Origin of the sequence: Bradyrhizobium paxllaeri (assembly GCF_001693515.2) — a bacterium.
GTDB lineage: Bacteria > Pseudomonadota > Alphaproteobacteria > Rhizobiales > Xanthobacteraceae > Bradyrhizobium > Bradyrhizobium paxllaeri.
On the sequence record NZ_CP042968.1, the window covers coordinates 373,999 to 387,795 of the forward strand.

13 protein-coding genes and 1 pseudogene are annotated in these 13,797 nt (G+C 61.1%); 6 read left to right on the forward strand and 8 right to left on the reverse strand.

The features are described 5' to 3' along the window. Positions 1-28 precede the first annotated feature (28 nt). The 4 genes from LMTR21_RS01745 to LMTR21_RS01760 are packed head-to-tail and all read right to left on the reverse strand — an operon-like array spanning position 29 to position 2,494. Complete coding sequence (locus tag LMTR21_RS01745) at positions 29-496, reverse strand: DUF1178 family protein (RefSeq protein ID WP_065750513.1); 468 nt, start codon at positions 494-496, stop codon at positions 29-31. Then, on the reverse strand, positions 493-1,371 hold the full coding sequence (locus tag LMTR21_RS01750; protein ID WP_065750514.1) for a carbon-nitrogen hydrolase family protein: 879 nt from the start codon (positions 1,369-1,371) through the stop codon (positions 493-495). Before LMTR21_RS01750 ends, LMTR21_RS01745 begins: the two co-directional genes overlap by 4 nt. Next, entirely contained in the window at positions 1,368-1,640 is a 273-nt protein-coding gene (gene grxC, locus LMTR21_RS01755) for a glutaredoxin 3 (protein ID WP_065750515.1), read from the reverse strand. The genes LMTR21_RS01750 and grxC overlap by 4 nt, the downstream gene beginning before the upstream one ends. A gap of 44 nt (positions 1,641-1,684) precedes the next feature. Further along, the gene (locus tag LMTR21_RS01760) at positions 1,685-2,494 is read right to left on the reverse strand and encodes a ComF family protein (protein WP_065750516.1); all 810 of its coding nucleotides are present in this window, start codon (positions 2,492-2,494) and stop codon (positions 1,685-1,687) included. Positions 2,495-2,572: 78 nt separating this feature from the next. On the opposite strand from LMTR21_RS01760, the gene LMTR21_RS01765 reads away from it, so the two are divergent. Then, complete coding sequence (locus tag LMTR21_RS01765) at positions 2,573-3,418, forward strand: methyltransferase domain-containing protein (protein ID WP_065750517.1); 846 nt, start codon at positions 2,573-2,575, stop codon at positions 3,416-3,418. 119 nt (positions 3,419-3,537) lie between these two features. On the opposite strand, the gene LMTR21_RS01770 is transcribed toward LMTR21_RS01765, so the two are convergent. The 3 genes from LMTR21_RS01770 to LMTR21_RS01780 form a co-directional block, all read right to left on the reverse strand. Continuing rightward, complete coding sequence (locus LMTR21_RS01770; RefSeq protein ID WP_065750518.1) at positions 3,538-3,948, reverse strand: (deoxy)nucleoside triphosphate pyrophosphohydrolase; 411 nt, start codon at positions 3,946-3,948, stop codon at positions 3,538-3,540. A 15-nt stretch (positions 3,949-3,963) separates the two neighbouring features. Then, entirely contained in the window at positions 3,964-5,223 is a 1,260-nt protein-coding gene (argJ, locus tag LMTR21_RS01775; RefSeq protein WP_065750570.1) for a bifunctional glutamate N-acetyltransferase/amino-acid acetyltransferase ArgJ, read from the reverse strand. A gap of 134 nt (positions 5,224-5,357) precedes the next feature. Continuing rightward, the gene (locus LMTR21_RS01780) at positions 5,358-6,278 is read right to left on the reverse strand and encodes a peptidylprolyl isomerase (RefSeq protein WP_065750519.1); all 921 of its coding nucleotides are present in this window, start codon (positions 6,276-6,278) and stop codon (positions 5,358-5,360) included. Positions 6,279-6,623: 345 nt separating this feature from the next. Here LMTR21_RS01780 and secA point away from each other — a divergent pair, with 345 nt between their 5' ends. After that, entirely contained in the window at positions 6,624-9,464 is a 2,841-nt protein-coding gene (secA, locus tag LMTR21_RS01785) for a preprotein translocase subunit SecA (RefSeq protein WP_065750520.1), read from the forward strand. A gap of 101 nt (positions 9,465-9,565) precedes the next feature. Here the strand turns inward: secA and LMTR21_RS01790 are convergent, their stop codons facing one another. Further along, positions 9,566-9,901, reverse strand: a complete 336-nt coding sequence (locus LMTR21_RS01790; protein WP_065750521.1) for a GYD domain-containing protein — start codon at positions 9,899-9,901, stop codon at positions 9,566-9,568. Positions 9,902-10,564: 663 nt separating this feature from the next. Here LMTR21_RS01790 and LMTR21_RS40505 point away from each other — a divergent pair. The 4 genes and pseudogenes from LMTR21_RS40505 (at position 10,565) to LMTR21_RS01805 (ending at position 13,756) form a co-directional block, all read left to right on the forward strand. Then, entirely contained in the window at positions 10,565-10,897 is a 333-nt protein-coding gene (locus tag LMTR21_RS40505) for a hypothetical protein (RefSeq protein ID WP_065750522.1), read from the forward strand. 304 nt (positions 10,898-11,201) lie between these two features. Next, positions 11,202-11,306 (forward strand): annotated as a pseudogene (locus tag LMTR21_RS41705) (PEP-CTERM sorting domain-containing protein); the annotation flags it as partial. A gap of 103 nt (positions 11,307-11,409) precedes the next feature. Beyond that, a complete protein-coding gene (locus LMTR21_RS01800; RefSeq protein WP_141688062.1) occupies positions 11,410-12,195 on the forward strand; it encodes a GNAT family N-acetyltransferase in 786 nt (261 codons plus the stop codon). Between the two features lie 4 nt (positions 12,196-12,199). Then, entirely contained in the window at positions 12,200-13,756 is a 1,557-nt protein-coding gene (locus LMTR21_RS01805; protein ID WP_187399294.1) for an alkaline phosphatase family protein, read from the forward strand. The last annotated feature ends 41 nt before the right edge of the window (positions 13,757-13,797 follow it).

Below are 13,797 nucleotides of genomic sequence, written 5' to 3' on the forward strand. Positions count from 1 at the left end.
GCCCACCCTACGGAATCGTGCCCGCTTCTTAATTCCTGTCGTCCGGCAGCACCGGCAGCGGGGAGACCTCGACGCCTTCGTCGATCAGCGCGCGCGCCTCGTCCGGCGAGGCCTCGCCGTAGATCGGGCGATGCTCGATATCGCCGTAATGCATCTTGCGCGCTTCGTTGGGAAAGCGCTCGCCGACATTGTCGGCATTTTTCACGATGTGATCGCGCAACTCCTTCAACTTGGCGCGCAACTCGCGCTCCTGCGCCATCAACAGCGGCGTCGATTCCGATCCCGCTGTTTCTGCGGGCGCCGGCGCGGGCGCGGCTTGCTCGCGGCCCTTCTTGCTGACGATCTGCGGGGCCATGATGGCGCGCTCAACCTTCACCGAGCCGCAAGCAGGGCAGCTCACCAGCCTGCGCTTTTCCTGGCTTTCATAGGCCGCGGAGCTTTGAAACCAGCTTTCGAACGCATGGCCCTTCTCGCAGCGAAGGTTGTAGCGGATCATGCCGAGCCCCGGACGAGGTGCAGATGCTCGGGGCCGGCCTTGGGGTCGGCGATGCCGAAGCGCCTGCCATGCTGCAGCGACGGCACGGCCTTCCGCGCCGTCTCCACCTTGGATGTGTCGATCTTGGCAAGGAACAAGCCGGGCTCGACGCCGCCCTCGGCGAGAATTTCGCCCCAGGGCGCGATGATCAGCGAATGCCCGTAGGTCTCGCGCTTGTTCTCGTGCATGCCGGCCTGCGCCGCGGCGAACACGAAGCAGCCGTTCTCGATGGCGCGGGCGCGCAGCAGCGTGTGCCAATGCGCTTCGCCGGTCTTCTTCGTGAACGCGGAAGGGACGGTGAGGAACGATGCGCCGGCTTCGGCCAGCGCCCGATAGAGCGCGGGAAAGCGCACGTCGTAACAGATCGTCAGTCCGATGCGGCCCCACGGCAGATCGGAGATCACGGCGGTTTCGCCCGGCTGGTAGTTGGCTGACTCGCGATAGCTCTCGCCGCCGGGCAGGTCGATATCGAACATATGGATCTTGTCGTAGCTGGCGAGCAGATTGCCGTCAGGCCCGATCAGGAACGAACGGTTGACGGCGCGCTCCGGCGAGAAGCGCAGCGCCAGCGAGCCGATATGGAGATGAATCTTCAGTTCCGCGGCCAGCGCGCGATAGGCTTTCAGCGAGAGGTCATCTTCTTCCGATGCGAGATGCTCGAACAGCGCCTTGCGATTCAACTGCATCATGTTGCTCACTTCGGGCGTGAGCACGTAGTCGGCGCCTTGCGCCACGGCCTCGCGGATCAGTGTGACACCCTGCTCGAGGCTCGGCTCAGGCAACAGCCCGGTGCGCATCTGCACCATGGCAGCGGTGAAGGTGGAATCAGCGCTCATGATGAGGCCTTTTCTCCGGCCAGCAAGGCGTCGAGCTTGCCGGCGCGGTCCAGCGCGTAAAGCTCGTCACAGCCGCCGACATGGGTCGTGCCGATGAAGATTTGCGGAAAGGTCGAGCCGTGGCCCGCACGGTCGTACATCTGATCGCGATAGATCGGATCCGTGGCCACGTTCAGTTCCGTGAACGCGGCATTCTTGCGCGTCAGCAGCGATTTGGCGGCGGTACAATAGCCGCAGCCCGGACGGGTATAGATTTCAATGGCAGTCATGGCGCGCCCTGATTTGGCAAGTCCTTGAAGCACAAGCCTTTGAATTATATGGGAGCCCGGTGGCTGTCCACAACCCGCGCGAATACCAGCACGTCGACCTGTGCGGCCTTGGCGCGCAGCAGCGCGCGGGCGCAGGCGTCAGTGGTGGCGCCTGATGTTAGCACGTCATCGATCAGGATGACGCGGCGGCCCTGGATGTCGGCCATGCGATCGGCGGCGACCTTGAAGGCGCCCTGCACATTGCTGGCGCGTTGCGGCCGCGACAGGCCGATCTGCTGCTCGGTGGCGCGAATGCGGCGAAGCGCCTCCGCGGCCAGTTTGACGCCGCTTTGCTGCGAAATCACCCGCGCCAGCGCGCCGGACTGGTTGTAGCGGCGGCTCCAGCCGCGTCGCCAGTGCAGGGGTACCGGCACCAGCACGTCGGTCTCGTCGAGCAATTCCTTGCCCGCCCGGGCCATCCAGCGGCCCATCGCCGGCGCGAGATCGGTGCGGTCCTGGTACTTCAGCGCATGAACCAGCGTGCGTGCGACGTCGTCATAACGCACCGCGGCGCGGACGCGCTGATAGGCCGGCGGATTGGCGATCGCCTCCATCGACAGCAATTCGGGGCCGGGATCATAGACAAAGGGAATGCCGAGCCGCGGACAGAACGGCGGCGCGATGAACGACAATTTTGCCCAGCATTCGGCACAGACTCCCTCGCCATCCACCGGTTCGCGGCAGGAAACGCACTGCGTCGGCAGCGCGATGTCGAGCGCCAGCCGCGGGATGTGTGCAAACATGCCGCGGCAGGCGCCGAGCGCGCCGCGAAGCTGGCTTGCGATGGAGCGTGATCGTGATGCCTCGGCGTCCATGGGATGAGGCTAGCGCCGTGCCGCGTGCGGCTCAAGCGCGGCATTGCCAGAGATGGGCGGCCGGCGTACCAACCGCGCATGGCTTCGAACCCGATCACCGCGCCCCTCCTGTTCGACCGCGCGTTGCTGCGCGCACGGATGGACCGCGCGCGGCGTGGCGGGCCGGTGACGTTTCTGCTCGATCGCGTCCGGGAGGATTTTGAAGAACGGTTGCAGGCGGTGATGCGGAATTTTGCCGATGTCGCAGATATCTGGACGCCGGGCGAATTGCTGCGAAAACCTGTTGCGGATCGCTTCCAGTCGATCACCCGTATCGATCCCGATCAATCTGAAACGCTGCGCTTGCCGCCGCAGTCCCTCGATCTCGCCGTCTCTGCGCTTGCATTCCAGTTCGTGAACGACCTGCCGGGCGTGCTGGCGCAGGTTCGCCGTGCGCTCAAACCCGATGGCTTGTTGCTCGCAGCGATGCTCGGCGGCGATACGCTGACCGAGCTCCGGCAAAGCTTTGCTGGGGCGGAAGCCGAATGCGAGGGCGGGGTGTCGCCGCGGGTTGTGCCGTTCGCCGATCTGCGCGACGTCGGCGCGCTGCTGCAGCGGGCGGGCTTCGCGCTGCCGGTGACCGATGTCGATCGCGTCGTGGTGCGCTACGACAGCGCGTTTGCCCTGATGGCCGATCTCAGGCGGATGGGGGCGACCAATATCCTGGTCGAGCGGCGGCACACGCCGACCCGTCGCGCGACCATGTTGCGGATGGCGCAGATTTACGGCGAGCGGTTTGCCGACGCGGATGGCCGCATCCGCGCGACGTTCGATATTGTCTGGCTGTCCGGCTGGGCGCCGCACGAGAGCCAGCAGAGGCCGCTGCGGCCGGGATCGGCGAAGGCGAGTCTGGAGGCGGCAGTGAAGAGGGTGCCGAAGGGCTGATCCGAACTCGTCATTGCGAGGAGCGGAGCGACGAAGCAATCCATTCTATGCCCGGGTGGCCACATGGATTGCTTCGCTACGCTCGCAATGACGGCAGGAGAAGTGCTCGCGAACGAGCCTCACATCAGCAAATCAATCAGATGCGGGATCAGCGGAATGTCCGCGGGCGGCATCGGATAGTCGCGCAGCTTGTTGGCGCGGACCCAGGCCAGTTGCTGGCCCTCGCGCGCGACAACCAGGCCTTCCCAGCGCCGGCAGATATAGAGCGGCATCAGGAGGTGAAAGTTGTCATAGGCGTAGCTCGCAAAGGTCAGCGGCGCCAGGCACGGCTCGCTGACGTCGATCCCGATTTCCTCGTGCAGTTCGCGGATCAGGGTCTGCTCCGGCCGCTCGCCGGGCTCGACCTTGCCGCCCGGGAATTCCCAGAGGCCGGCGAGTGCCTTGCCTTGCGGACGCTGCGCGATCAGGACGCGCTTGTCGGTATCGACCAGGGCGCAGGCGACGACGAGGGTGAGCTTGATGTCAGCCATGCGCCGCTGCCTCGCTCAGGACCGGTAGTCGCCGTTGATCGCGACATATTCCTTGGTGAGGTCGCAGGTCAGCACGCGGTCGCGGCCCTTGCCGAGGCCAAGCGCGACCTTGATCTGGATCTTCGGGTTCTTCATCACCTCGGAAACCTCCGCCTCGTTGTAGGACGGATCGCGCGCGCCGCTTTTGGCGACGCGGATGCCGTTGAACGAGATCGAAAGCTTGTCGCGATTGGCGGGCTCGCCGGCCTTGCCGACCGCCATCACCACGCGGCCCCAATTGGCGTCCTCGCCGGCGATCGCAGTCTTCACCAGCGGCGAGTTTGCGATCGACATCGCGATCTTGCGCGCCGAGGTCCTGGTGGTCGCGCCTTCGACGATCACCTCGACCAGCTTGCGTGCGCCTTCGCCGTCGCGGGCGACCTGTTCGGCAAGGTCGGCCAGTACCTCGTGGAAAGCCTTGGCGAATGCCTTCAGGCGCGGATCGCTGGCGCGGCTGATCTTCGGCGCGCCATTGGCAGCGGCCGCGCCGGTGGCGAAAGCCAGCAGCGTATCCGATGTCGAGGTGTCGCTGTCGATGGTGATGGCGTTGAACGTGTCCTCGACGCCGGTCTTGAGGAGCGACTGCAGCACGGCGGATGACACCGGCGCGTCGGTGAAGACGAAGGACAGCATGGTGGCCATGTCGGGCATGATCATGCCGGCGCCCTTGGCCATCCCGTTGATGGTGACCTTGGTCTTGCCGAGCTTCACCGTGGCGGTTGCGACCTTCGGGAAGGTATCGGTGGTCATGATGGCCTTGGCGGCGTCCATCCAGTGGTCGGGCGTGGCAGCTTCAGCCAGTGTTCCCAGCACGCCGTCGAACTTGGTGGCATCCAGCGGTTCGCCGATCACGCCGGTTGAGGCGAGGAACACGTCTGATGTCGAGCAGCCGACCGCCTTCGCTGCGATCTGCGCGGTCAGCGCCGTCGACTGCTTGCCGGTCTTGCCGGTGAACGCATTGGCATTGCCGGAATTGACAACCAGCGCGCGGGCAAATGCTGGCTTAGAAGATCCGCCGCGGCCTAGCTTGGCGCGGCACCACTCTACCGGCGCGGACGGGCATTTCGATTTGGTGAAGACGCCGGCGACCGTGGTTCCCTTGTCCATGACCGCGAGCAGCACGTCGGTACGGTTCTTGTAACGGATGCCGGCGGCCGCGGTGGCGAGCTTCACGCCCGCAATCGCGGGCATGTCGGGGACATCGGTCGGGGCGAGGGGGGAGACGGTAGTGGACATGCGAGCACCTTCTTCGACCGGATCAACCGCAGCCGGGGCTGCCAACTCGTCCCCGGACATGGAATGGCCGGGCGCTTCGGCCCGGCCATGACAACGGTAAATACTATCGGTCTCGAAGAAGTGACAGCGGTTTTTTACTTCTTCGCCGGCGCCATCTTGGAATCCGCGGGCTTGGCGGCATCCGGCTTGGCGTCGGTCTTGGCGGCCTCGGCCGGCTTGTCCATGCGCTCGACCTTGGCGGCTTCGCGCAGCTTGGCCACGTATTCGGCCTGTGCCTTGCGCGTTACATAGGTCTCGATCTGGGCCTTGACCTGCTCGAAGTCGGGCGCCTTGCGGGCGCGCTTTTCCTCGACCTTGATGATGTGCCAGCCGAACTGCGACTTCACGGGGTCGGAGATCTTGCCGGGTTCGAGCGTGAACGCGACGGCGGAGAATTCCGGCACCATCTGTTCCTTGGTGAAGAAGCCGAGATCGCCGCCATCGGAGGCGCCCGGGTCCTTGGATTTCTTCTTCGCCAGTTCGGCGAAGTCACCGCCCTTCTTCAACTCTTCCGCGATCGCCTTGGCCTCGTCCTCGGTCTCGACCAGGATGTGCCGGGCGTGGACTTCCATTTCGCCGGTGATCTGCTTGGCGGCCTCCTCATAGACCTTCTTCATGGCCTCGGCGGTGGTCGCGGCCTTGCCCTCGGACGCGAGCAGGCTGTCCATCAAAAGGCGGCTGCGGGTGAAGGCCAGGCGCTTCTTGAAGTCCTCGGAATTCTCGACTTTTTTGTCCTCGGCAGCCTTGGCGACGATCTTCAGGTCGATCAGGAAGGCCAGCACATTGTCCTTCTTGGTTGCCGGGTCCATTTGCGCGAGGCTGGGGCCGAGTTCCTCCTCCGCGAGCGCAACGTCGCTCTGGCGGATCTCCACGCCATTAACCTTGGCGAGAACGGGGTTGTCCTGGGCACGAACCGGCAGGCTGGCAGCCAGAATCGCAGCCAGACAGGCCGTGGTGGCCAGGGAGGCGAGGCCGAAGCGCAGGCCGGTTTTCGTTTCCGGGAACGAGGTGGTCATGGAAAATCCTTGTCTTGAAGAGGGGGCGGCAAAGGCGGCGGGACACTCGCCCAATCATGCCGGCTTGGCAACGCGAAAAGTCTGTCAAAATGATGAATTCCTTGACAGATGGACCTACGTTGACAAGACCCCGACCCAGCCATATCTGTGCCGGAACCTCCAGCGGCGATAGCGCTTATTTTGCTGCGTTTTTTGCCGTTGAACCTTGGATTGCTTAATTCCCACTCATTAGGCGAATGATGCCCCGGAACGGGTATTTGCCGCGATGCGTCACGGTGAGTTGATAGGCAACTTGGTGGACCACGTCACGGCGTAACGCAAGTAACGGCAAAGGCAGGAATTGGCATGATCGGCGCGCTCGCCCGCAAGTTTTTCGGCTCCGCCAACGACCGGCGGGTGAAGGGGTACCAGTCCCGAGTCAACGCCATCAACGCGCTTGAGCCCGAGGTCTCGAAACTATCGGATGAGGCGCTGAAAGCCCGCACCGCCGAATTCCGCCAGCAGCTCGCCGACGGCAAGACGCTCGACGACATCCTGATTCCGGCCTTCGCCACCGTCCGCGAGGCCGCCAAGCGCACCCTCGGCCAGCGGCATTTCGACGTCCAGCTGATCGGCGGCATGGTGCTGCATGAGGGCGACATCGCCGAGATGAAGACCGGCGAAGGCAAGACGCTGGTGGCGACGCTGGCGGTCTATCTCAACGCGCTGGCCAGTCGCGGCGTTCACGTCGTCACCGTCAACGATTACCTCGCCCGCCGCGATAGCGAATGGATGGGCCAGATCTACAATTTCCTCGGGCTCACCGTCGGCGTGATCGTGCATGGCCTCGATGACGCCGAGCGCAAGGACGCCTATTCGCGCGACATCACCTACGGCACCAACAACGAATACGGTTTCGACTATCTGCGCGACAACATGAAGTACCGGCTGGAGGACATGGTCCAGCGCGGGCACTATTACGCGATCGTCGACGAAGTCGACTCGATCCTGATCGACGAAGCGCGCACGCCGCTGATCATCTCCGGTCCGCTCGACGACCGTTCGGATTTCTACAACACCATCGACACCTTCATGCCGAAGCTGGAGAAGGTTGTCGACTTCGAGGTCGACGAGAAGCAGCGCACGGTGACGCTGACCGAAGGCGGCATGGAGAAGATCGAGACGCTGCTGCGTGACGCCGGCCAGCTCAAGGGCGAGTCGCTCTACGACGTCGAGAACGTCTCGGTCGTGCACCACGTCAACCAGGCGCTGCGCGCCCACTCGCTGTTCACCCGCGACAAGGACTACATCGTCCGCGACAACGAAGTCGTGATCATCGACGAATTCACCGGACGCATGATGCCCGGCCGGCGCTATTCCGAAGGCCTGCACCAGGCGCTGGAAGCCAAGGAGCACGTCCAGGTCCAGCCGGAAAACCAGACGCTGGCCTCGATCACCTTCCAGAACTATTTCCGCATGTACGAAAAGCTGTCGGGCATGACCGGCACGGCCGCGACCGAAGCCGACGAACTGTTCGACATCTACAAGCTCGAGGTCGTGGAGATCCCGACCAACGTGCCGGTGGCGCGTCTCGACGAGGACGACGAGGTCTACCGCACCCAGAACGAGAAATACGCCGCGATCCTGGCGGAGATCGAGCGCGCCAATGCGCGGATGCAGCCGGTGCTGGTTGGCACCGCCTCGATCGAAAAGTCGGAAGTGCTTGCCGACTATCTGAAGAAGCACGGCTACAAGCAGATCGATTTCGGCAGCGAAGCCGGCATGGAGAAGCTCTATGCCGCGGCGCGTGCCGGCAAGCCGGCCAAGCTGTTCGCGGTCTTGAACGCGCGCTTCCACGAACAGGAAGCCTATATCGTCGCCGAAGCCGGCGTCCCCGGCGCGATCACGATCGCGACCAACATGGCGGGACGCGGTACCGACATCAAGCTCGGCGGCTCGCTCGATATGCGGATCCAGCAGGAGACCGCCAACATCACCGATGAGGCCGAGAAGGCCAAAAAGATCGAGCAGATCAAGGCCGACATCGAGCGCTTCCGCGAGATCGTGCTGAAGGCGGAGGAAGTGGTCGAGATCGAACCCGCCAAGGGCTCAAAGCCGGCCAAGACCATGACCAAGCCCGGCGGTCTCTACATCATGGGCTCGGAGCGGCATGAATCCCGCCGCATCGATAACCAGCTTCGCGGCCGTTCCGGCCGTCAGGGCGACCCCGGCCGCTCGAAGTTCTTCCTGTCGCTGGAAGACGATCTGATGCGGATCTTCGGCTCCGACCGTCTCGACACCATGCTGCAGCGGCTCGGCCTCAAAGAGGGCGAGGCCATCATCCATCCCTGGATCAACAAGGCGCTGGAAAAGGCGCAGCAGAAGGTCGAGGCCCGCAACTTCGACATCCGCAAGAACCTGCTCAAATTCGACAACGTCCAGAACGACCAGCGCAAGGTGATCTTCGACCAGCGCGTCGACCTGATGAAGGACGACAGCGTCGCCGAGACGGTTGCCGACATGCGTCACGCCTTTGTCGACGACGTCGTCGCCAAGCACGTGCCCGAGCATGCCTATGCCGAGCAGTGGGATGTCGCCGGCCTGAAGGACGAATTGAAGCGTGTGCTCGATGTCGATCTGCCGGTCGACGAATGGGCCAAGGAAGAGGGTATCGCCGACGAGGAGTTGCTGGCGCGCATCGAGAAGCATGTCGACGAGCACATGGCGGCCAAGGTCGCGCAATGGGGCCCCGACGTGATGCGCTATGTCGAGAAGACCATCCTGCTGCAGACGCTGGACCACCTCTGGCGCGAGCATCTGATCATGCTCGACCATCTGCGCCAGGTGATCGGCCTGCGCGGCTACGGCCAGCGCGATCCGTTGCAGGAATACAAGTCGGAGGCCTTCAGCCTGTTCGAGGCGATGATCGCGCATCTGCGCGAGGCGGTGACGGCGCAGTTGATGCGCGTCGAGATCGTGCCGCCGGAAGAGCAGCAGCCGGTGCTGCCGGCGATGGAGGCGCACAAGTTCGATCCCAACACGGGCGAGGACGAAATGGCGTTCGCCAACGTCTCGCTGGTGCCCCAGGTCGCCGCCGCAGATCGCGATCCGAAAAATCCCGCCAGCTGGGGCAAGGTCGGCCGCAACGAGGATTGCCCCTGCGGCAGCGGCAAGAAGTTCAAGCACTGCCACGGCAAGTACGGTTAGGCGCTGATTTCAGAGGACGACAATGGTGGCAGGTCATCGCCTGCCACCATTTTTATGACCGTGCTCGACAGTGTGCAGGCAAGTAGCCGGTCACCGATCACTTAGCCGCCGGGCGGCGTGTACGAGCCTTTGATCTGGACCGCCTTTTGCCGAACCTGCGTGATTTCATCCGGCGTCCAAAGGCGAGTGAGGGTTACATTGTGGACGGCGCCGCTCGCAATCACGACACCTGACATCGCCGATGCCGAGTTGGGATCGGGCACATCGAAGATCACGAGAACGCCGGGCCCGTTGGCAGCAGTGCTGTACATCGAAATCAACTTGCCGCCGGCGGCTTCGACCATCTTCTTGGCCGCTTCGTAGCGATTGGTCTTTGGATTTTCCAGGATAGCGTTGAGAGATTTCGGCGTGTATTGCGCAGTCATACAGAAGTGCATGATGTCCTCCTGTCAGGGCGTGTTTGATCGATGAGGCGTTAGCCTCTCTTCCGGCTCACATGAAAAACGAGCCGGCACAAAACCTGGAGATGAAGGATTTCAGCCCCGCCGTGGGCACCAGGCCGCTGATACTCCGACGGGCCTTCGGCACTGCCCGCTGGCGGCCTGTTATGAGGCTACATCACCTCCTTGCCGCGCGGAAGGGTCATCGAGCTGGACCTGCGATCGTTTGAAGCGGTCGTTCAGCCAGCGAGCTATGCTTAGAGGCATCCTGGTGTTGCGCGGCAACAAGTTCGAAATCGAAGAGGCTGCGTACTAGTAATGCGGAATGAATCGTTCCGAGCCGACTGCGTTGATCGTCCAGTGCGGCTCTTCCGTCCGCGTCTAGTTTCACCGCCTCGATGCGGGTGTTGAGCATAAGGGCGGCGCGGAGCGCCCGAGCTCAAGTCCGTCTTCGGATTTTGCTGAGTATTCAATCTTGAAATGCAGAAATCGCGATAAAGGAAGGCCGTGCTACCACAGGTTATAGCTAGAGTAAGTCGCACCCCTCGCGCACGCTATATTAACCGGAGCTCATATTTAACAGTTTATCCCGTCTTGACACGATTCAAAAGAATCAATTTTATGGTGCCCAATTTTAATAAACATTTTTGAGGCAGGGACATGTTAAATTACCGTTTGGGTTTGATGTCTTTGGGGGCGCTGTCCTTCGCGCCAAGCGTGGCTGATGCTGCTATCGTCGGGGTCACAGGCCTTAACCAGTCGATAGCGCCAAATTCAACCTTTACGCTGGATATCGACGGCACCAATAAGTTCGCGATAAACAATGCCTACGGCTATGCCGGCACCGATTACTACGGCACTGCCTACTATAATAAGTCTGTCGGCATACAAATCGATCGGGACAACTCTTGTCGGTCCACCCGTTTCCTCGGGCGTGACTCCGGGTTCGTCCCCCAGCTTGTCGGGCGAAATCCTAGCCAGCCAAGCCGCTAGTTTTTATTCCGCGCAGGTCGGCACCTACTATGCGGGAACGGGAAGTTGCGGAAAGAACTGCTCATACCCGATTTACTATCCGATCTACGGTACTTTGGCCTCCTATAACTTCGGCGGTAACACGGGCGAACTGTTCGTTCCGATGTCCTTTACCTCTGGAGCACAGACCTACTTCGGCTTCATTGATCTGGTTATCACCAACAGCAATGTACACTCGCCTTATAATGTCGTCCTCAAGGGATATGAGTACGACAACACCGGCGCCAGGTTTGCTGCGGGATCACCGTTGACGCCTACTCAGGTCGCTGCTGTTCCGGAGCCTTCGACCTGGGCTTTGATGGCGTTGGGCTTCGTGGGACTTGCCCTTTATCGGAGACGAGCGAACAGCAAATCGCTCGCCGCCGCCTAGGCGATTCGGCCAAAGCCAAGCCTTGAGGCTGAGGAAAGCTCTTCCATCGGATATCGAGGGAGTAGTCCGGCTGATTCCGGATATCCCCTCTTCCAACGTGCCGATGGAGAGCATTTTCGTTGCGGAAACTTCCGGCGGCCTTGCCGGAACTGCATGTTTTTCCCTCACGCCCTATGGAAATCGTGTCTATGGGCTGCGAGGAAATGTCGTTGTTGTCCCAGAATTTCGTCGTCAGGGAATTGGAAAAGCGCTCTTAGACGAACTGGGAAAGGAAGTTCGTCTTTGGCAGGTTGAGCGACTCTTTGCTTGGCGCCCCACGGCATATCCCCAGGAACAGACTCGACTTCTGTCTTGGGGTTTTCAACCGGAATATCACAACTACACATTCGAGATATTCTCCGTTCCGACGATCGCGGCCCTGGCGCCCAAGGTCGAGAAATTGCGTGCCCACAAAAAGATTCCGACCGATCTGATCATCGCTCCGCTTCGCACTTTGGATATCGTACCCGCGAGCTCGCTCTATGCCCAATTCTACGGAATGGATTCGCAGCAAGCGCAGCACCGCCTTAACTATCTGCTGCGGGACGAACGCTGCGCGCGCTACTCGATCGGGATCACGCAGAATGGTCTCTTGCTGGGCCTCATCGTTTGGGACGGCAGCGGCGAAGTGCCTTCCGTCGATCTCTTGGCCGTCAGTCCTTCGTGGAAATCTCCATCGGGGCCGCTACTTCTGCTTTATGAATCGGTGCGGATTTTTTTTGAAGCAGGAGAGGAGAAAGCACATTACAAGTGCTCGGACGCGGTGTCTTTCTCCCTTCAAATTGCTCGATTGAGCGGCGCGAAACAGGTCAAGGATGAAGTTGCGTACTCGCTCGACCTCCGCCGCTAGACATATGGTCATTGCAATTGAAGGGCTGGGTTGGGACCTGCTTTCCAGGTTGTTGGAAGCAAAGCGCCTGCCGCACCTGGAAAAGCTTTCAAGCCTAGGCCATCGGCGTCCTACATATTTTCCTCCCCCTCATCTTTCAATCTCTTCCTGGGCAACGGTTGCGACCGGCTGTCATGCAGATCGTCACGGTATCGTTCTTCCATTCAGGCAAATCGGAGAAACTGCGCTCTATGAAACGGTAGGTTTTCGAGCGGGGGCCGCAAAGACCATCTGGGAGTGTCTTGATCAAGCCGGAATCGTCACGGCTGTGATTAATTGGCCGGCAACTCATCAGCTATGCTTGGAAAATGGATACGTAGTGGCCCCGGGATTTGAAGTATCTCCGCCTCCGGGCGTCGGCGTCTGGCCGCTTAATCCATATAGCTACTCTCCGCCGAATCTTCGCGAGCCGATACTTGAATGCCGCCTGGCTTCTGACCAAGTCCAGATCGACCAAATTGGCCAGTTGTTGCGAGAAATTCCAGTCGCCCGAAGAATTCCATTGGGTCTTCAAGTCTTGGCAGCGCTCTCGGCCCAATCAACAGTTCACAATCTTGCAACTTATGTGTTGGAGGCCTATTCGCCGCAGGCTTTTTTCGTGAAGCTGAACTTCCTACATGATGTCATGCGAGCTATTGACGTTGTCGATTGCCGTAGCAAGTCCGCCGCCGCCATCGAAGATGCGGCAGTTTTCATCGATGCGCTGATTGGGCGCTACATGAATATCGCCGGTCCGTCGGCCTCTTACTCCATCATTTCGACTCCGACCTACGCTGACGCGTCGATATTTGGGACATGCATTACGAGCGGCGATGCAACTCCCGAGCCAGGGCGAGCCACTGAACCGGAAGAGTGCACCACTCTTTTTTACTCGTTGCTAAGACGGATTTCAGTCGAGGCCCCCACGACCACGTGTGTTGGCGGCGATTGTCCGCTAAGCGCTGATCTGGTGTCCGTGCTGGCGAAGCTGCATTATTATCGCAATGAGATCGATGCTGCGGTCGAGGTCCTGTCAGACGCTCTGCAGCGAGCGCCATCGCTGGAAAATGCGATTCTTCTTTCTGACCTCTTGCTTGAAGTACCGCACGAGCGAGCCGCACAAACAGTAGTCAATGCGCTGCATCAACTGCCAAGGAGCGCATCGATATCGGTCCATCTAGTCGACGGCCTGAAAAGCTATGTAACTCAAGACTATCAAGGGGCCTTACGAGCTTTCCAGACAATGACGGACCTTCCGCAAATCCCGATTAACCCACCGTCCTGGGCCGGTTGGTCTTTGATGAGGATGGCGCACTATCAGGATGCAGTCACGAGCTTCGAATTAGCAGTGAAAAGGGACCCGCTTGACTGCCGCGCATGGGAGGGCCTCGCGCTCTCTCTCCTCAACGTCCGGCGAATTGGCGATGCATACGGTGCTTTCGTTCGAGCTTCCAATATCGCCCCCAATAGTCGGCGGCTAAGAACTCTCCGCGATTTTGCGGCGAAAGAAGCCAAGGGAGCCAAGCCGGGCGAAATGGCCTGATCAGCGGCAGATCTATTCAAAAGTGCCGTTGGCCGCCTCTT